Annotated in this window: 15 protein-coding genes; 8 read left to right on the top strand and 7 right to left on the bottom strand. The window is 61.0% G+C overall.

Features of this window, described 5'->3' with window-relative positions; all coding sequences use genetic code 11:
* Nucleotides 1-517: 517 nt before the first annotated feature.
* The 3 genes from LJX92_RS15945 to LJX92_RS15935 form a co-directional block, all read right to left on the bottom strand.
* Nucleotides 518-1,417 carry a hydroxymethylglutaryl-CoA lyase gene (locus tag LJX92_RS15945; protein WP_005789205.1) on the bottom strand — a complete coding sequence of 300 codons (900 nt, stop codon included), beginning with the start codon at nt 1,415-1,417 and terminating at the stop codon, nt 518-520.
* Between the two features lie 16 nt (nt 1,418-1,433).
* Complete coding sequence (locus tag LJX92_RS15940) at nt 1,434-1,826, bottom strand: MerR family transcriptional regulator (RefSeq protein ID WP_005789203.1); 393 nt, start codon at nt 1,824-1,826, stop codon at nt 1,434-1,436.
* 115 nt (nt 1,827-1,941) lie between these two features.
* Nucleotides 1,942-2,877: a LysR family transcriptional regulator gene (locus LJX92_RS15935; RefSeq protein ID WP_032880570.1), complete on the bottom strand. Its 936-nt coding sequence runs from the start codon at nt 2,875-2,877 to the stop codon at nt 1,942-1,944.
* Between the two features lie 150 nt (nt 2,878-3,027).
* Between LJX92_RS15935 and LJX92_RS15930 the strand changes: the two genes are divergently transcribed.
* The gene (locus LJX92_RS15930) at nt 3,028-4,257 is read left to right on the top strand and encodes an acyl-CoA dehydrogenase (protein WP_005789200.1); all 1,230 of its coding nucleotides are present in this window, start codon (nt 3,028-3,030) and stop codon (nt 4,255-4,257) included.
* A 120-nt stretch (nt 4,258-4,377) separates the two neighbouring features.
* Here LJX92_RS15930 and LJX92_RS15925 read toward each other — a convergent pair whose 3' ends face one another.
* Nucleotides 4,378-5,709 (bottom strand): substrate-binding domain-containing protein, encoded by a 1,332-nt coding sequence (locus LJX92_RS15925; protein ID WP_228308594.1) that lies wholly within the window; start codon nt 5,707-5,709, stop codon nt 4,378-4,380.
* 153 nt (nt 5,710-5,862) lie between these two features.
* The gene (xthA, locus tag LJX92_RS15920; RefSeq protein WP_032880573.1) at nt 5,863-6,675 is read right to left on the bottom strand and encodes an exodeoxyribonuclease III; all 813 of its coding nucleotides are present in this window, start codon (nt 6,673-6,675) and stop codon (nt 5,863-5,865) included.
* A 168-nt stretch (nt 6,676-6,843) separates the two neighbouring features.
* Here xthA and LJX92_RS15915 point away from each other — a divergent pair, with 168 nt between their 5' ends.
* From LJX92_RS15915 to LJX92_RS15885, 7 genes are all read left to right on the top strand, one after another.
* The gene (locus tag LJX92_RS15915; protein WP_103734474.1) at nt 6,844-7,494 is read left to right on the top strand and encodes a GNAT family N-acetyltransferase; all 651 of its coding nucleotides are present in this window, start codon (nt 6,844-6,846) and stop codon (nt 7,492-7,494) included.
* Nucleotides 7,495-7,558: 64 nt separating this feature from the next.
* Complete coding sequence (locus tag LJX92_RS15910) at nt 7,559-9,286, top strand: autotransporter assembly complex protein TamA (protein ID WP_228308593.1); 1,728 nt, start codon at nt 7,559-7,561, stop codon at nt 9,284-9,286.
* On the top strand, nt 9,286-12,972 hold the full coding sequence (locus LJX92_RS15905; protein WP_228308592.1) for a translocation/assembly module TamB domain-containing protein: 3,687 nt from the start codon (nt 9,286-9,288) through the stop codon (nt 12,970-12,972). The genes LJX92_RS15910 and LJX92_RS15905 overlap by 1 nt, the downstream gene beginning before the upstream one ends.
* Before the next feature lie 189 nt (nt 12,973-13,161).
* Nucleotides 13,162-13,635 carry a MarR family winged helix-turn-helix transcriptional regulator gene (locus LJX92_RS15900; RefSeq protein WP_005789189.1) on the top strand — a complete coding sequence of 158 codons (474 nt, stop codon included), beginning with the start codon at nt 13,162-13,164 and terminating at the stop codon, nt 13,633-13,635.
* Nucleotides 13,632-15,083 carry an efflux transporter outer membrane subunit gene (locus LJX92_RS15895; RefSeq protein WP_228308591.1) on the top strand — a complete coding sequence of 484 codons (1,452 nt, stop codon included), beginning with the start codon at nt 13,632-13,634 and terminating at the stop codon, nt 15,081-15,083. The genes LJX92_RS15900 and LJX92_RS15895 overlap by 4 nt, the downstream gene beginning before the upstream one ends.
* Before the next feature lie 15 nt (nt 15,084-15,098).
* Nucleotides 15,099-16,298 carry an efflux RND transporter periplasmic adaptor subunit gene (locus LJX92_RS15890; RefSeq protein WP_078821684.1) on the top strand — a complete coding sequence of 400 codons (1,200 nt, stop codon included), beginning with the start codon at nt 15,099-15,101 and terminating at the stop codon, nt 16,296-16,298.
* On the top strand, nt 16,298-17,827 hold the full coding sequence (locus tag LJX92_RS15885; protein ID WP_032880582.1) for a DHA2 family efflux MFS transporter permease subunit: 1,530 nt from the start codon (nt 16,298-16,300) through the stop codon (nt 17,825-17,827). The genes LJX92_RS15890 and LJX92_RS15885 overlap by 1 nt, the downstream gene beginning before the upstream one ends.
* Before the next feature lie 133 nt (nt 17,828-17,960).
* Here LJX92_RS15885 and lpxH read toward each other — a convergent pair whose 3' ends face one another.
* Together lpxH and LJX92_RS15875 are read right to left on the bottom strand one after the other, a co-directional pair.
* Nucleotides 17,961-18,710, bottom strand: a complete 750-nt coding sequence (gene lpxH / locus LJX92_RS15880) for a UDP-2,3-diacylglucosamine diphosphatase (protein WP_228308590.1) — start codon at nt 18,708-18,710, stop codon at nt 17,961-17,963.
* Nucleotides 18,707-19,210 carry a peptidylprolyl isomerase gene (locus tag LJX92_RS15875; RefSeq protein ID WP_005789179.1) on the bottom strand — a complete coding sequence of 168 codons (504 nt, stop codon included), beginning with the start codon at nt 19,208-19,210 and terminating at the stop codon, nt 18,707-18,709. Before LJX92_RS15875 ends, lpxH begins: the two co-directional genes overlap by 4 nt.
* Nucleotides 19,211-19,262: the final 52 nt, after the last annotated feature.

Genomic DNA, 19,262 nt, shown 5'->3' with positions numbered 1-19,262 from the left:
CCGAAGGTCCCCTTTAATTTGTCGTTGCGTGCTCTTTTCTTATTATTGAGGGGCGGCCTGTTGTTGTTTTTGGTAGCCGTGGCCCGTACCGCTATTTTTGGCGACCCCCATCCGGGGTCAAGAGCAAACGTATTTTTTTGAGCGCTGACCTGCTTCTTCGTAAACGATCCAACCAGTGGTAGCTACCTGAGGTAGTTTTATTTTTCTCTATCCGGTTGCGGGTTGCGGCATGCCGTACCCTGCGAAGCACATCTTCTCCAAAAAAATCTGTTAGCTGCGTCTCTGCCGTGTTGTTTTTGTTATGTCAGAGTCGTTTCGTCTTGTTTTTATTAGGTTTGGCGCTTTTTATTCTTGTTATGCCATAGAGATAGCAGGAGCCGTGCCAACTTTTTAAATTCGTTTAAAATCATGTATTTAGTATTTTTCTGGCAAATAGTTTTGCCTAGGCATGACGAATTCTGTTCCCGCGTTACCCGTTGTGCAGGTGTGCGGTAACACATTGTCACAGCTGTGCTACTCAACTGGCGTTACGCACCTTCGCAACACGGGACCCGCTAGGTCGACCAAGGACGTGGCTGATCTGCCGGCCTGCGCCAATCAAGCGTTCCAGGTCGATCCCCGTTTCGATCCCCAAACCGTTGAGCAGGTACAACACGTCTTCGGTGGCCACGTTACCGCTGGCGCCCTTGGCGTAAGGGCAGCCGCCGAGGCCCGCGATAGAGCTGTCGAATACATTTATGCCTTCCAGCAGGCTGGCATAGATATTGGCGATGGCCTGGCCGTAGGTGTCATGGAAATGCCCGGCCAGCTTGTCCCTTGGCACTTGCGCCCCGACCACTTCGAACAGGCGCCGAGTTGCGCCCGCGGTGCCCGTGCCGATGGTGTCACCCAGGGACACTTCATAGCAGCCCATGGCGTACAGCTCACGGGCGACCGCGGCCACTTGCTCCGGGGCGATATCGCCTTCGTAAGGGCAGCCCAACACACACGACACATACCCGCGCACGCTGATGCCGTGCTGTTTGGCCGCGGCCATGATCGGCGCGAATCGCTCCAGGCTTTCGCTGATGGAGCAGTTGATATTGCGCTGGGAAAAAGCCTCGGACGCCGCGGCAAACACCGCAACTTCCTTGACCCCGGCCGCCAGCGCATCTTCAAACCCGCGCAGGTTCGGCGCCAGTGCACCGTAGGTCACGCCGGGCTTGCGCTGGATCTGCGCGAATACTTCAGCCGAACCGGCCATCTGCGGCACCCATTTTGGCGAGACAAAACTGCCGACTTCGATATAGCTCAAGCCGGCTTCGCTCAACGCGTCTACCAACTGGACTTTGTCCGCCACGCTGATGGGCTGGGCTTCGTTCTGCAAACCGTCGCGTGGGCCGACTTCCACCAGGCGCACGTAAGAGGGGAGGGACATGGCAGTTACCTTCTGGTTAATGGCCGGCTTGGCTCATGGTGTGCGCAAGGGCCTGGGTGCAACGCTCTTCGGCGGTGTCCAGTTCCAGCTTCATTTGTTCGATATCCAGCAGTTGCTGTTCCAACTGTTCGCGGCGTTCGGCGATCTTCGCCAACATGCTGTTGAGCTGGATCTGGTTGCCGCCGCTGGGGTCGTAGAGTTCGATCAGTTCGCGGCATTCGGCCAGGGAAAAGCCGATGCGCTTGCCCCGCAGGATCAGCTTGAGGCTGACTTTGTCCCGCGCCGAGTAGATACGCTCCTGGCCCCGGCGTTCCGGGGCCAGCAGGCCTTGTTCTTCATAGAAGCGAATGGCGCGGGTGGTGATGTCGAGCTCGCGGGCGAGGTCGGAGATGCTGTAGGTGGTGCTCATGGCAGTGCTCAAGAAAGGCTTGGCGCTAAGCTAATTGCAGGTTGACGTGAACGTCAAGGGGCGCTGCGCGTGCCATCGGGGGCAAGCCCCCTACCACAATGGGTATTCTTGAACCTTAGGATTGCTGTTTGTCGAGCTTCTTTTCGTGGGCGGTGACTTGCTGGCACAACTCGATCATCTGCTCACGCATCCAGCGGTTTGCCGGGTCCTGGTCGGTGCTTTCATGCCAGTACAGGTGGGTTTCCACCGGGGGCACGTCGTTGACCGGCAGGTTGAACCAGTGCAGTTCATGGCGACGAGCGAAGCGTTCGGGCACGGTCATGACCATGTCGGTCTGCTGCAACACTTGCGAAGCCATCAGGTAGTGCTGCGAGCGCAGGGCGATCTTGCGTTGGATGCCCATTTTGCCCAGCGCCAGGTCCACATGGCCCAAGCCATTGCGACGGCTGGAGATATGGATGTGGGTTAATGACAGGTAGTCATCCAGGCTGAATTTGTCCTTGCCTGCCATGGGGTGACCCTTGCGCATGGCGCACACGTAGCGGTCTTCCATCAATTTGACATGGCGCACCTGCGGGTCGGTGTTGAGCGGCGCATCCACGGCAAAATCCAGGCGCCCGGCGGCCAGTTCCTTGGTGGTCTCACGGCGCTTGGACAGGAAACTCTCGATCACCACGGTCGGCGCCAGGCGGCGCAGGCGCTGGAACAATAACGGCAGAATCACCGCTTCAGTGAGGTCGGTCATGCTGATGCGGTAGGTCTTGGCGGCCTGCTGGGGATTGAAAATCCGGCTTTCCTGCACCGACACGCGCAGCAACGACAGCGCATTGCGCACCGGGCCGATGATGTTCTGCGCCATCGGTGTGGGCACCATGCCTTGGGCGGTGCGCACAAACAGCGGGTCGTTGAAGGTTTCGCGCAGACGTGCCAAGGCGTTGGACACTGCCGGCTGGGTGATGCCGACGATCTGCCCGGCGCGGGTCAGGTTGGCTTCGGTATAGATCGCATCAAAGACGATGAAGAGGTTGAGGTCGACCTTGCTCAAATTCATTTCGTTGCGCTCTTATTGTGAGTGTCCATGCGCCGATCATATATCGGTGATGAATGTTAATACACGCCGAGAATAGGTTAGGTAAATTATCAGCGCTGTTCTAGCATCGAATACATGACCTAAACAACCTCTCAAAGAAGGGAGCTGCTCATGGATTTCGCCTATTCGCCCAAGGTTCAGGAACTGCGTGAGCGCGTCACTGCGTTCATGGACGCATACGTCTATCCGGCCGAGCCGGTGTTTGAGCGCCAGGTCAGCGAAGGTGATCGCTGGCAGCCCACGGCCATCATGGAAGAACTCAAGGCCAAGGCAAAAGCGGAGGGCTTGTGGAACCTGTTCCTGCCGGAATCCGAGCTGGGCGCTGGCTTGACTAACCTTGAGTACGCGCCGCTCGCGGAAATCATGGGGCGTTCGTTATTGGGCCCGGAGCCGTTCAACTGCTCCGCTCCCGACACCGGCAATATGGAAGTGCTGGTGCGCTACGCCAACGAAGAGCAGAAACAACGCTGGCTTGAACCACTGTTGCGTGGCGAAATCCGCTCGGCCTTCGCCATGACCGAGCCCGATGTTGCCTCCTCGGATGCCACCAACATGGCCGCCCGCGCCGAACGCCAGGGCGATGAGTGGGTGATCAACGGCAAGAAATGGTGGACCTCCGGCGCCTGTGACCCGCGTTGCAAAATCCTGATCTTCATGGGCTTGAGCAACCCGGATGCGCCGCGCCATCAGCAGCACTCGATGATTCTGGTGCCGGTAGACACCCCCGGCGTGAAAATCGTGCGCCCGTTGCCGGTGTTCGGATACGACGATGCCCCCCATGGCCACGCCGAGGTGCTGTTCGACAACGTGCGCGTGCCGTATGAGAACGTCTTGCTGGGGGAAGGTCGTGGCTTCGAAATCGCCCAGGGCCGCCTTGGCCCGGGCCGTATCCACCACTGCATGCGCTCCATCGGCATGGCTGAGCGTGCCCTGGAATTGATGTGCAAACGCTCGGTGAGCCGCACCGCGTTCGGCAAGCCGCTGGCCCGTCTGGGCGGCAATATCGACAAGATTGCCGACTCACGCATGGAAATCGACATGGCGCGCCTGCTGACCCTGAAAGCGGCGTACATGATGGACACCGTGGGCAATAAAGTGGCGAAAAGCGAAATCGCCCAGATCAAGGTGGTGGCGCCGAATGTGGCCTTGAAGGTGATCGACCGTGCGATCCAGATCCATGGCGGCGCCGGGGTTTCCAATGATTTCCCGCTGGCCTATATGTACGCCATGCAACGTACCCTGCGCCTGGCGGATGGCCCGGACGAAGTGCACCGCGCGGCGATCGGCAAGTTCGAGATTGGCAAGTATGTGCCGCGGGAGATGATGCGCGGCGGGCAGTAACACCGCGTCACCTCTATCGGGAGCAAGCCCCCTCCCACATTTTGACGGTATTCACAAATCCAAGTGTGGGAGGGGGCTTGCCCCCGATGAGGCCAGTCCAAGCACCTCAAACTCCAAGGCTCAGTACACCCAAACCTCCACCCGCCGATTCTTGATCCTACCTTCGTCCGCGGTATTCGCCGCCACCGGCATCTGGGCGCCAAACCCGCGAATATCCTTGAGCACCACGCCGCTCTTTGCCAGCTCGCGGCGCACCGCCATCGCCCGTAACTTCGACAGCAACGCCGCACGTTGCGGATCGTTCTTGGTATCGCCAAAGCCCACCAGCGTGACCTGCTTGTTCAGCTTGCCGTGGCTTTTGATATAGGCCACCACCCGCTGCAAATCCTGGCGTGCCTTGTTGTCGAGGCTGGCGCTACCCTCTTCGAAGCGAAAATTTACCGTCAGGCGCTGAGCGTCGCGGGCGATGGCCTGGTAGTCGTCAGGCATTGACGGGCGAGGTGTCACGCCGATCGCCTGTACCTGCTGGGCGATAAACCCATTGGCCGCCACAATCGCTTGGCCTTTATTGGATTGGGTAAAGTCCACCAACGCCTTGGCCCACGGATTGCGGGAGGAGGGCGGCAGATAAAAGAACAGCCGTCGCGACAGCGGGTAATCTTCGGTGGCGATGAGGCTGGTCAGCGGCAACATCGGTTGCGAGGCGCCATCGGCAATCGCCACTGCTTTAGCCTGACGCACATAGGGCAGGCCGATAAAGCCGATACCCTGGGGGTCCTGGCTGACTGCGTCGGACAGTTGTTCGCTGGATTCGAAACGCTTGGCTGACGGCGCGAGCGGCTGCTGACGTCGGCTCAACACCAGTTCCCTGAAGGTGTCGTAGGTGCCGGACTGATCATCACGGGCATATAAATGAATGGCACCGCCACTCCCGCCCAACGCCTCCCAGGTGCTGACTTCGCCGTTGAAGATCTGGGCCAGCTGCTCGGTGTCAAGAGTATTGAGTGGGTTGCGTGGGTTAACAATGATCGCCAGGCCATCAATGGCGATGACCTGTTCGGCATCGGGGCTTTTCAGGTCGCCCAGAGGTTCAAGGTCCACCAGTTCGCCGTCCTTGATCGGGCGGGACGCGGCGGCGAGGTCCGCGCGGGTATTTTTCAGCGCGGCAAAGCCGGTGCTGGAGCCGTGGGCCGCGACTTCGATGGTCACCGTCTTGCCTTGGTGCGTCGTGCCGACCACGCTCTGTTCATTTGCCCCGGCGCCCGGTTCGCTGCGCACATCCCGTAAGCCTTGATGCTCCATCAAACCCATGACCAACGCTGGGCCGAGTGCCGCGCCAATGGTGTTGGAGCCCTGGATGCGCAGGGCGGGACCTTGGCCGGGGACGGGAAGAGGGGCTGCCACGGCGGGGAGGGCGATCGCAATACACAGGAACAGAACGCGCAGCATCATGCCGGCACCTTCTCAAGCCAAAGGAAGTGCCGCGAGATTAAGTCAGTTGGGTTGCAGCAATGTGACTGATGCATCGCAAGGCTAAATGTGGGAGGGGGCAAGTCGAATCGTCGCACCGCCCCTCCCACATTTAGATCTTCACCAGGCTTGCTATCAGCTCAGTTCCAACCAGATCGGTGCATGGTCCGACGGCTTCTCCAAGCCACGCAAATCGTAATCCACCCCGGCATCCTTGACCCGTGGCACCAGCCCGGTGGACGCCATGATCACGTCAATGCGCAGCCCGCGCTTGGGCTCATCCTCAAACCCACGGCTGCGATAGTCGAACCAGCTGAAACGGTCGGTCACGTCCGGGTTGAGGTGGCGGAAGCTGTCCACCAGGCCCCAGTTCTTCAGGCGCTCCATCCACTCGCGCTCCTCCGGCAGGAAGCTGCACTTGCCGGTTTTCAGCCAGCGCTTGGCGTTATCGGCGCCGATACCGATGTCGCAGTCTTGCGGGGAAATGTTCACGTCGCCCATCACCACCAGCGCCTGGTCATTGCTGAACTGGCTTTCCAGCAGGTGCTGCAAGTCTTCATAGAAGCGCTGCTTGGCCGGGAACTTGGTGGGGTGGTCGCGGCTTTCGCCCTGGGGGAAGTAGCCGTTCATGATGGTCACCGGGTGGCCGTTTTCATCGGCGAAGGTGCCCCAGATAAAACGACGCTGGGCGTCTTCTTCATCGCTGGCAAAACCTTTGTGCAGGCTCAAGGCCGGCTGGCGCGAGAGCAGGGCCACGCCGTAATGGCCTTTCTGCCCGTGGTAGTACACGTGATAACCCAAAGCCTGCACTTCGGCCAGCGGGAACTGATCATCGTGAACCTTGGTTTCCTGCAGGCCGATCACGTCAGGTTGATGCTTTTCAATCAGCGCCGCCAGCTGATGAGGGCGAGCACGCAGCCCGTTGATATTGAAGGAGACGATTTTCATGGTCGGCAGTCCAGTCTGGCAAAAGGGCGATGCTAGCCGACAAGTCGGACGGGGGCCAGCGTGGCGGCAGGGTGAATGCGCTGCTAATGTCTGGGAACGACTGGAGCTGCACAGGTTCGTACCCATAAGAACGCCATGTTTGAGTGGCGCCCAGGGAGATTGACTGTTATGCCAGACACTTCGACGGCCACTGCCGAAATCCGCCTGCTCAATAGCGGTTATTCCCGTGAAGCGCGATCCCTGCTTTACCAGGCGTATCGCCATGAACCGACCTTCGCCTATATCTTCGAAGCCGAACGGCCGGGTTATGAACAACGGGTGCGCGCCACCGTGCGCGAATTGGTCAAACAGCACTTTTTTCAGAAGCTTCCCGCCATCGGCCTGTTCGTCAACGACCGGCTGATCGGTATCGCCCTGATTGCGCCGCCGCAACGACGCCTGGGCATCACCGAGAGCTGGGCCTGGCAGATCCGCATGTGGCTGAGTACCGGCGTGCGCGGTACCCGGCGTTACCTGGAATACCATCAGGCAGTCCTGGCGTGCCTGCCCAGCGAGGCCGTGCATGTGCTGCCGTTGCTGGGCATTCACCCGCAGTTCCAGGGCCAGCGTCATGGTGAGCAGCTGCTTGAAGCCGTGCACAACTGGTGCGCCGACGATCCGCACTCTTCAGGCGTGGTGCTCGACACCGGCAACTCCCGTTACCTGGATTTCTACAAGCGCCAAGGCTATGAGGAGATCGGTGAAGTCGCCGTAGGGCCGGTGCTGGAGCATGTGTTTTTCCATCCCAATCCCCAGGCGTTACATCCTGCAACGTCTTAGGACAGAATTATTCAGACAAATCCGAGTTCAAAGTCCCTCCCTAGCTCGTGTAGCATCCGCGCCTATGAAGTATCCAGGAAGATTTACCAGCGGCTTGATTCTGCTGTTCACAAGCTGCGGCGCATTGGCGCAAAGTGAACTGGACGTGCGGATCAAACCCTCAAACGACGCGCTGAAAGCCAACATCGAAGGCTATATCGGCGGGGTTGGCGATCGTGACGAAGAAGCCTTGCTGCGGTTCAGCCGTGGCGCCGAGGAGCAGGCGCGCAAAGCCGCGCAGGCACTGGGCTTCTATCAGCCACAGATCGCCAGCGAGGTGAAGGGCGGCAAGAATCCGCGCCTGACCCTCACCATCGACCCCGGCGAACCGGTGCATTTGCGCGACGTGACCATTCGGGTCGATGGCCAGGCCGCGAGCCTCAAGGCCTTTCGCGTACCCGCCAGCGACGACCTCAAGCCCGGTGCCGTGCTCAATCACGGTCATTACGAAGACGCCAAGCGCCTGATCCAGAACCAGGCGTCACGCTACGGCTTTTTCAGCGGGCGCTTCACTAGCCAGAAGCTCGCGGTTGATCCTCAAGCGGGCGTGGCCGACATCGAACTCATTTACGACAGCGGCCCGCGCTACAGCATGGGCAAGGTCAGCTTCAGCGGCGACACGCCGTTTGATGAAGAACTGTTGCAACGCATGGTGCCCTTTGACAGTGGCACGCCGTACGACTCCGAGCTGGTCGCCGAACTCAACCAGAACCTGCAAGCCAGCGGCTTCTTCGAAGGCGTGCGCGTGGACGCCAGCCCCACCGCCGCGACTGATGACGTGATCCCGGTCGCTGTACAATTGGAAACCCGCAAGCCCCGCACCATGGGCCTCGGCCTGGGTTACTCCACCGACGTCGGCCCACGGGGCAAAGCCAACTGGACGCGGCATTGGGTCAACCCCCAGGGCCACAGCTACGGTTGGGAAGCCGAATTGTCGGCACCGCGGCAGAACGTCGGCCTGTGGTATGACATCCCGCTGGACCCGCCGCTCACCGACAAATTGCGTTTTGCCGGCGGCTATCAGAATGAAGAGATCGCCAACACCGACACCTTGAGCAAGCTGCTCACCATTGGCCCCGAATGGCACAGCAAGTTGCCCAGCGGCTGGACGCGGGTGATTTCCCTCAAGTACCAGCGTGAGGAATACCGCCTGGGCAATGACTCGGGGCTGAGTAACCTGTTGATGCCGGGGGTGAGTTATTCCTACCTGCGCAGCGACAACCGTATCGACCCGCACCATGGCTATCGCCTGATGTTCGACACCAAGGTCGCCAAAGAGGGCCTGGGGTCTGACACCAACCTGCTTTACGGCACGGCCACGATCAAGGGCCTGACCACCTTGTGGGACAACCACCGTTTTCTGGGGCGCGCACAATTTGGCGGCAGTGCCACCAACGGCTACAAATCCGTGCCGCCGTCGTTGCGCTTCTTTGCCGGTGGCGACCAGAGCGTGCGCGGCTACGAGTACCAGACCCTGTCGCCGGAGAACGACCGCGGCGACCGCATCGGTGGCCGCTACATGGTGGCCTTGAGTGCCGAGTATCAATACTCCATCACCGATAAATGGCGGATCGCGACCTTCATCGACCAGGGTAACTCGTTCAACAACCTGGACCTGCCGACCCTGAAAACCGGCGTCGGCGTCGGCGTGCGCTGGGTGTCGCCGGTGGGGCCGATCCGCCTCGACCTGGCCCATGCCCTCGAAGATCCGGGCGGCGTTCGCTTGCACTTTTCAATGGGGCCTGAGCTGTGATGCGTGGTTTGAAAATAGCGGGGCTGGTGCTGGTCGCCATCCTCGTTTTGCTTTTGTTGGCGCTGTGGTCAGTGCTTGGTACCCAGGCGGGCAGTCGCTGGGCCTTGCGCCAGGTGCCAGGGTTGAGCGTGGAGAATTTCCAGGGCCGCCTGGGCGGGCAGTGGAGTGCCGATCATCTGCTGTGGCAGCAGGACGGCAGCCGCGTCGAGCTGAATGCGCCGACGTTTGACTGGTCGCCCGGCTGTCTGTTGCGCATGACCCTGTGTATCAACCGACTGGACGTGGAACAGGTCAGCCTGGAATTTGCCCCCAGTGCCGAAGAGAGCAGCAGCGGGCCGATTCAGCTCCCCGACCTGAAACTGCCGGTTGCCATCCAACTGGGCGACGTTCGCATCGGTAGCCTGCTGTTCAACGGCAGCGAAGAACTCAAGGGCCTGCAACTGGCGGCGCACTGGACCACCGCTGGTATGCAGATTGACTCGGTACATTTGCAGCGCGATGACCTGGTGCTCGACCTTGCCGGCCTGCTGCAACCTACCGGCGATTGGCCGCTGAATGCCACCGGCAACCTGAGCCTGCCCTACGCCCCAGGCGGTGCACTCTGGAGCGTCGCGCTCAAGCTCGACGGCGACCTGCTCAAGACCCTCAAGCTCGACGCCGACAGCAGCGGCTACCTGCCGGCCAAGCTCAAAGGCGAGCTGCAACCCCTGGCCGAAAACCTGCCGGCGCAGTTGCACATCACCTCCGAGGCGTTCAAACCCAGCGCCGACCTGCCTGACACCTTGCAACTCAACCAGTTGGACTTGAGCGCCAAGGGCAACCTGAAAGATGGCTACCAGTTGCTGGGCAAGGCCGTGCTGCCAGCGGAACAAGGCCCGGTGGATTTACTCCTGCAAGGCAAGGTCGACGCCAAGGGCGCGCAGATCGCCGGGCTGGACCTGAATGCCGGTGACCAGCAAAGCCTCAAGCTCAGTGCCAACCTGGATTGGCAACAAGGCTTCAGTGCTGACGCCAAAATCGACTGGCTGGACTTCCCCTGGCATCGCCTCTATCCCGTCATCGACGAGCCGCAAGTGGCATTGCGTACCTTCAATGGTGAAATCTCCTATAAGGACGGCAATTACCTGGGCAACCTCAAGGCCGACCTCGACGGCCCGGCGGGTAAGTTCAATGTGGTCACCCCCTTCAGTGGCGACCTCAAGCAAGTCTTCCTGCCCGAGTTGAAACTGACGGCCGGTCAGGGCAAGGCCGAAGGCCACCTGAACCTGCAATTTGCCGACGGTATTGCCTGGGACACCGCGCTGGACCTGTCGGCACTGAACCCGGCGTACTGGGTGGCCGAGTTACCTGGCACCCTGGCCGGACCGCTGCGCAGCAAAGGCGAGTTCAAAAATGAACAACTCAAGCTCAACGCCGACCTCGACCTCAAGGGCCGCCTGCGCGGGCAAACCGCTGTGCTGGCGGCCAAGGCCGAAGGTGCAGGCGAACAATGGACCCTCGCCAACCTGGACATCCGCTTGGGTGACAACCGCATCAACGGCAGTGGCAGCCTGCAACAACGCCTGGCCGGGCAGATCGACATCAAGCTGACGCGCCTGGCCCAGCTTTGGCCGCAACTGCGCGGGCAAATCAATGGGCGTGTCGATGTGGCCGGCACCTTGAAGGCGCCGCAAGGCAAACTCGACCTCAAGGGCCAGCAACTCGCATTTGCCGACAATCGCCTGCAAGCCCTCAACCTCGACGCCAGCCTCGATAGCGCCCAACGCGCCAAGCTCGACCTCAAGGCCAGCGGCATCTACGCCGGCGAAACCCAGGTCGGCAACCTGACCGCCAGCGCCCAGGGCGATATCAAGAACCAAAAGGTCCAACTGGACCTGGCCGGCCCCCTGGTCAAGCTGGCCCTGGCATTGGATGGCAACCTCGATAAAAACAACTGGCGCGGGCGCCTGGCCAGCGGTGATGTACAAGCCGGCGGCCAGGACTGGCGGCTGCAAGCCCCGGCGAAAATCGAGCGCCTGGCCGATGGCAAGCTGACCTTCGGTGCGCACTGCTGGGTCTCCGGGCCCGCCAGCCTGTGTGGCGAAGACCAGCGCCTGATGCCCGAACCGAAGCTGCGTTACCACCTCAAGCAATTCCCCATCGACAGCCTTGCGGCATTTTTGCCCAAAGACTTCGCCTGGCAGGGCAAGCTCAATGCTGACGTACAGCTCGATTTGCCCGAAAGCGGACCCAAGGGCGTAGTGGCGGTAGATGCCAGCGGCGGCACCTTGCGCGTGCGTGACAAGGGCCAGTGGCTGGATTTCCCCTACGACACCCTGAAGCTGGAAACCACCCTCAACCCCAAGCGTATCGACACCCAGCTGAATTTTCGTGGCGGCAAGCTTGGCGAGTTGTTGTTGCAGGCGCAGATAAATCCGCTGCCGAACAATAAGCCGATCACCGGCAATTTCAGCCTCACCGGCCTGGACCTCGCCGTGGCGCGGCCGTTTGTGCCGATGGTGGAAAAGCTCACCGGCAAGCTCAACGGCAGTGGCCGCATCTCCGGCGGTTTACTCGCGCCGCTGGTCAACGGCAACCTGAACCTGGTGGACGGTGAAGTCTCCGGGCCCGAGTTGCCCATCAGCCTTGAGGGCTTGAATCTGCAGGCGCAGATCGCCGGCGAAAGCGTGCAGCTCAACGGTGGCTGGCGTAGCGGCAAGGCCGGGCAGGGTAGCCTCACGGGCCAGATCGACTGGGGCCGCGCCCTGGTGGTCGACCTCAGCCTCAAGGGCTCGCAACTGCCGGTCACCGTAGAACCCTATGCCAAGCTGGAAGTGGCACCCGACCTGAAGATCAGTCTCAAGGACGACAAACTGGCGATTGCCGGCAAAGTGCATATCCCCCGTGGCGATATCACCGTGCGCGAGCTGCCGCCTTCGACGGTCAAGGTCTCTGACGACACGGTAATCATCGGCAGCCAGACCGAAGAGGGCAAAGCGCCAATGGCCATGGCCATGGATATCGACGTGGAGGTGGGTGAAGACCAGCTCAACTTCGCCGGCTTCGGCCTGACCGCCAAGGTCCAGGGCCATGTGCATATCGGCGACAACATGGACACCCGTGGCGAGCTGTGGCTCAACGACGGCCGCTACCGTGCCTACGGCCAGCGCCTCAATGTGCGCCGTGCGCGGCTGTTGTTCGCCGGGCCGCTGGACCAGCCGTTCCTGGATATCGAAGCGGTGCGCGTAGTGGTTGAATCGTCCCGCACCGTGACTGCCGGTATTCGCCTGAGCGGCAGCGCCGAACAGCCGGCCACGCAGATTTTCTCCGAGCCGGCCATGGCTCAAGAGGATGCGCTGTCGTACCTGGTGTTGGGCCGTTCGCGCACCAACACCGGCGAAGACAACAACATGCTCGCCGAAGCCGCCCTGGGCCTGGGCTTGATGGGCAGCGCCGGTGTGACCTCGGATATCGCCAATAAGCTGGGTATCCAGGATTTCGACCTCGACACCCAGGGCACCGGTAACAGCACCGCGGTGGTGGCCAGCGGCAAGATCAACGAGAAGCTCAGCCTGCGTTATGGGGTCGGGGTGTTTGAACCGGCTAACACCATTGCGTTGCGCTACCTGCTGAGCAAGAAGGTGTACCTGGAAGTCGCTACGGGCGTAGCCAGTTCCCTGGATATCTTTTACAAACGCGATTTCTGATCGGTACGCGGTAAAAAATGTGGGAGGGGCGGTGCGACGATTCGACTTGCTCCTCCCACATTGGTTTTCATTTCACTCCAGCCTTCGGTCAACTACCAAGCAACCTAATTATTCCATTTGACATTCGCTGCCTAAGCAGTAACATCTCGTCACACATTCACTGCCTAGGCAGTAATAAGGTGACTTTCGATGCCTCACTTCACCCCCGATAACTTCCACAACTGCCACCTCGGCCTGTTGCTGGGCCGCGCCGCGATTCTCAAGGACCGCATCATCGACACCCATATGGAACCCCACGGCATCACCGCCGCGCAGTTCAAGGTGTTGATCATCATGGCCCAGTTCGGCGTCGACACCCCGGCCGAGCTGTGCCGCAACCTGTCCCTGGACAGCGGTTCGATGACGCGGATGCTCGACCGGCTGGAGCAAAAAGACCTGCTCAGCCGCAAGCGCTCCGAGCTGGATCGCCGCCAGGTGCAGTTGGTGCTGACTGCCGAGGGCCAGCGCCTGGCGGACATGCTCCCGCACATCGGCGCCCAGGCCCTCAACCAACTGGCCGGCGCGCTTGAACCGGGCGAGTTGGAAACCCTGGAGCGGATCCTGAAGAAGATACTGATCGCTGCGGGTGACCCCATCACGATCCAGCGGGTAGGTAGATCATGAACACACGCGCACTCAGCCTGGTGCTGGCGGCGATGACGTTGGCCGGTTGCGCCAATTACAGCGGCCTCGACACCCAGGGTCAGCGCCTCGACGCCAACACCCTGCAAACCGGCAAATCCCTAAGCGGCGTGACGCTGTCGAGCGCCGCCTGGCCGGCCGCCGACTGGTGGAAAAGCCTCGGCGACCCACAGCTTGACGGCCTGATCCAGGAGGCCCTGCAAAGCAGCCCCGACATGCAAGTCGCCGACGCCCGTGCCCACCAGGCCGAAGCCGCCGCCTATGCCGCCAACGCCGCCCGTATGCCGACCGTGGATGCCAGCGCCGGTGTAAGCCGCTCGCGCTTGGCCAAAGACCAGGACCCGCGTGGTCAGGGCGATGCCTATTCGACGGTGCGCAACATCGGCGCCAGCTTCAACTACAACTTCGACCTCTGGGGCGGCCAGCGCGCAGCCTGGGAAGCCGCGTTGGGCCAGGCCCGCGCCGCCGAAGTCGACCAGCAGGCCGCGCGCCTGACCCTGGCGGCCAACGTGGCCAAGGCCTACAGCGACCTGGGCCAGGCGCATATCGTGCGTGACCTGGCCGTCGATGACCTCAAGCGCACCCGCCAGATGCTCGACCTGAGCAAGCGCCGCCTGAGTTCCGGCATAGACAGCGAATACCAGTACCAGCAGACCGAGAGCCTGGAAGCCAGCTCCCAGTCGCAACTGATCGACGCGGAAAAACAACTGCAAAGCGCCAAGATCGCCCTCGCCGTATTGCTCGGCAAAGGCCCGGACCGTGGCGACGAGTTGGCCCGCCCGGCGGTGCTCAAACCCAGCGCCGTCGCGGTGCCCGCGGTGTTGCCTGCCGAGCTGCTCGGTCGTCGCCCGGACCTGGTCGCCGCACGCTGGCGAGTGGAGGCGGCGAGCAAGAACATCGACGCCAGCAAAACCCGCTTCTACCCCAACCTCAACCTGAGCGCGAGCGCAGGCGCCGAGTCGTTGCTGGGCGATGCGATGTTCGGTTCGTCCAGCCGTTTCTTCAATATTGCGCCGACGATTTCGCTGCCGATTTTTGATGGCGGCCGCCTGCGCGCCGACCTTGACGCCCGCGACGCCGACTACGACCTAGCCGTGGCCCAATACAACAAAACCCTGGTGCAAGCCCTGGGTGATATCGGCAACAGCCTTTCGCAGCTGCGCGACACCGGCCGCCAGATCCAGGCCCAGCAACATGCCGCCGACATCGCCCAGCAGTCCTACGACACCGGGGTGCAACGCTACAGCTCGGGCATCGGTAACTACCTGGATGTGCTCAGCATCGAGCAGCAACTGCTGCAGGCCCAGCGTCAGCTGGCGACCCTGAAGGCGGCGCAGATCGATCTGTCGATTCAACTGATGCAGGCCCTGGGCGGCGGATACAACGCCAGCAACGTGGCCGCGACCACCCCCGCCACACGCACGGAATAATTTGAGGTATTTGTCATGGCCACTGCCGACAGTAACAACGCAACTGAACAACCCAAAGACAACAACCCACGCAAACGCAAAGTCATGCTCATCGGCCTGGCGCTGATCGTCATCCTCGGTGTGGTCGGCGTGTGGGCCTGGTATCAGTTCTACGGGCGCTTCAACGAGAGCACCGATGATGCCTACGTGAACGGCAACGTGGTGGAAATCACCCCACTGGTCACCGGCACCGTGGTCAGCATCGGCGCCGACGATGGCGACCTGGTGCATGAAGGCCAGGTGCTGATCAATTTCGACCCCAACGATGCTGCCGTCGGCCTGCAAAGTGCCCAGGCCAACCTGGCGCGCACTGTGCGCCAGGTGCGCGGCTTGTACAGCAATGTCGACGGCATGAAAGCCCAGGTCAATGCGCAGAAGGCCGATGTGCAAACGGCCCAGGACAACTACAACCGCCGTAAGACCCTGGCCCAGGGCGGAGCGATCTCCCAGGAAGAACTGTCCCACGCCCGCGACAGCCTGACCGCGGCCAAGAACGCCTTGACCAACCTTGAGCAACAACTCAAAACCACCAATGCCCTGGTGGATGACACGGTGATTTCGTCCCACCCCGACGTGCAAGCCGCCGCTGCACAACTGCGTCAGGCCTACCTGACCAATGCGCGCAGCACCCTGATTGCGCCGGTCACCGGCTATGTAGCCAAGCGCACCGTACAACTGGGTCAGCGTGTTCAACCGGGCACCGCGCTGATGGCCGTGATTCCGCTGGACCAGCTGTGGATTGACGCCAACTTCAAGGAAACCCAACTGCGGGATATGCGCATCGGCCAGCCGGTGGATATCGAGTCGGACATCTACGGCAGCGACGTGAAGTACAGCGGCACCGTCGACAGCCTCGGCGCCGGCACCGGCAGCGCGTTCGCCTTGCTGCCCGCACAGAACGCCACCGGCAACTGGATCAAGATCGTGCAGCGGGTACCGGTGCGCATCCATATCAACGCTGAAGAGTTGGCCAAGCACCCGCTGCGGGTGGGTTTGAGTACCGTGGTCAACGTAGACCTGCACGACCAGAGCGGCCCGGTGCTGGCGCAACAGGCGCCGCAAAAGGCCTCGTTCACCACCAGCGTGTATGACCGTCAATTGGCCGAAGCGGATGCCATGATCAATCAGTTGATTCATGACAACAGCGTCGCCGCTCCCAAGGCTGCGCAACGCTGATGAGCAATAACGCCTCGTTCACGCCACCCAGCCTGTTGATGGCCACTATTGGCCTGTCGCTGGCGACCTTTATGCAGGTGCTCGACACCACCATCGCCAACGTGGCGTTGCCGACCATTTCCGGCAACCTGGGCGTGAGTTCGGAGCAGGGCACCTGGGTGATCACCTCGTTTGCGGTGAGCAACGCCATCGCGTTGCCGCTCACCGGCTGGTTGAGCCGGCGCTTTGGCGAGGTGAAGCTGTTTCTGTGGGCGACCATCCTGTTTGTGCTGGCTTCGTTCCTGTGCGGGATTTCCACCTCGATGCCCGAGTTGATCGGCTTTCGGGTGCTGCAAGGTTTGGTCGCCGGGCCGTTGTACCCGATGACGCAGACGCTGTTGATCGCGGTCTACCCACCCGCCAGGCGCGGGATGGCCCTGGCGTTACTGGCAATGGTCACGGTGGTGGCACCGATTGCAGGCCCTATCCTTGGCGGCTGGATCACTGACAGCTACAGCTGGCCGTGGATCTTTTTCATCAACGTGCCCATCGGTATCTTCGCGGTGATGGTGGTGCGCTCGCAATTGAAGAAGCGTCCGGTGGTTACCAGCTACCAGCCGATGGATTACGTTGGTTTGTTGAGCCTGATCGTCGGGGTCGGCGCCTTGCAGATCATCCTCGACAAGGGCAATGACCTGGACTGGTTCGAATCCAATTTCATCATCATTGGTGCGGCCATTTCGGTGATCGCCCTGGCGGTGTTCGTCATCTGGGAAATGACCGACAAGCACCCCGTGGTAAACCTGCGGTTGTTCGCGCACCGTAACTTTCGCATTGGCACCATCGTGTTGATCCTGGGGTATGCGGGCTTTTTCGGCATCAACCTGATCCTGCCGCAGTGGCTGCAGACCCAGATGGGCTACACCGCCACCTGGGCCGGGCTGGCGGTGGCACCGATCGGTATCCTGCCGGTGCTGATGTCGCCGTTCGTAGGCAAGTACGCGCACAAGTTCGACCTGCGCTTGCTGGCAGGCCTGGCGTTCCTGGCGATTGGCCTGAGCTGCTTTATGCGCGCCGGTTTCACCAACGAAGTGGACTTTACCCATATCGCCATGGTGCAGCTGTTCATGGGTATCGGCGTGGCGCTGTTCTTCATGCCGACCTTGAGCATCCTGATGTCCGACCTGCCGCCGCACCAGATTGCCGACGGCGCAGGGCTGGCGACGTTCCTGCGCACCTTGGGCGGCAGTTTTGCGGCGTCGCTGACCACCTGGATCTGGATTCGCCGGGCGGACCAGCACCATGCCTACATGAGCGAGAACATGACCACCTACGACTCGGCCACCCGTGATGCCTTGCAGGCGCTGGGCGGGGCAGGGCAGAAGGCGTACACGCAGCTGGACCAGATTCTCACCAGCCAGGCGTACATGATGTCCACCGTGGATTACTTCACGTTGCTGGGGTGGATGTTCATGGGCTTGATGTTGCTGGTGTGGCTGGCCAAGCCGCCGTTTACGGCGAAGGCAGGGCCGGCGGCTGCGGGGCACTGATCATAAGGTCAGCGCGGTCCCTGTGGGAGCTGGCTTGCCTGCGATGCCGACACCTCGGTGTATCAGATGCACCGAGGTGATGCTATCGCAGGCAAGCCAGCTCCCACAGGTTGATCGGTGTTGTGTCAGAGGTTTAGGCGCCAGGCAGTGCCAACTGCGGGTTGACGAAGTCAAACGCCGCCAGTTGAAACCCTTGCTCATCCACCTGCAATGCCCACCCTTGCTTGTCCCAGTCCCCCAGCACAATGCGCTTGGCCGCCTGGTCGCCGATCTGCAACTTATGGATCGCAGGGCGGTGCGTATGGCCGTGGACCAGGGTGTGCACGCCGAACTGCTGCATCACCCGCGGCACTTCTTCGGGCGTGACATCGACAATATCGTTGGCCTTCATGCGCACTTGGGCAGAGCTTTCGCTACGTAGTTTGCGTGCCAGTTTGTGGCGCGTGCCCAGGGGCAGATGGCGCAGGATAAACAACACAATCGGGTTACGCAGGATGCGCCGCAGCTTCATATAGCCAAGGTCGCGGGTGCAGAGGCTGTCGCCGTGCATCAGCAGCACAGGCTCGCCATACAATTGCACAACACTCGGGTCCTTGAGCAAGGTGGCGCCTGCCGCTTTGCAGAACGCCTTGCCGATCAGGAAATCGCGGTTGCCATGCATGATGAAAATCGGGGTGCCGCTGTCGCTCAGTTCACGCAACGCCGTACAGATGGAACGCTGGAAGGCAGTCATGCCATCATCGCCAATCCAGGCTTCGAAGAAGTCCCCCAGAATGTACAACGCCTGGGCGCCACGGGCGCGGCCGTGGAGCAGATCCATAAACGCCCGGGTAATGTCCGGGCGCTCCTCTTCCAGATGCAAATCTGAAATCAGTAATATCACCCAACGATCTCGGCTTTCTCGACGATCACGTCTTCGGCTGGAACGTCCTGGTGACCGGCCTTGGAGGTGGTGGACACGCCTTTGATCTTGTCGACAACGTCCTGGCCTTCGGTGACTTTACCGAACACCGCGTAGCCCCAACCCTGCACGTTCTTGCCGCTGTGGTTGAGGAAGGCGTTGTCGGCGACGTTGATGAAGAACTGCGCGGAGGCCGAATGCGGCTCCATGGTACGGGCCATGGCGACGGTGTACTTGTCGTTGGAAAGGCCGTTGTCCGCTTCGTTCTGGATGCTTGGGCGCTTGTCTTTCTTTTCTTTCATGCCAGGCTCGAAACCGCCGCCCTGGATCATGAAGTTGCCGATGACACGGTGGAAAACGGTGTTTTCGTAGTGGCCGGCTTTCACGTATTCGATGAAGTTGGCGACGGTGATCGGCGCCTTGTCGGCGTTCAGCTCGATGACGATGTCACCGTGGTTGGTGGTCAGTTTGACTTGAGTCATGTTCACTACTCTTTTCAGGGAATTCGTGGGTTTGGGCGCCTGGGCGCCACGA

The organism is Pseudomonas sp. HN8-3 (genome assembly GCF_020790195.1).
Classification (GTDB): domain Bacteria; phylum Pseudomonadota; class Gammaproteobacteria; order Pseudomonadales; family Pseudomonadaceae; genus Aquipseudomonas; species Aquipseudomonas synxantha_A.
The sequence above is the reverse complement of the archived record's forward strand: the minus strand, read 5'-3'. Positions and strand labels throughout refer to the sequence as shown.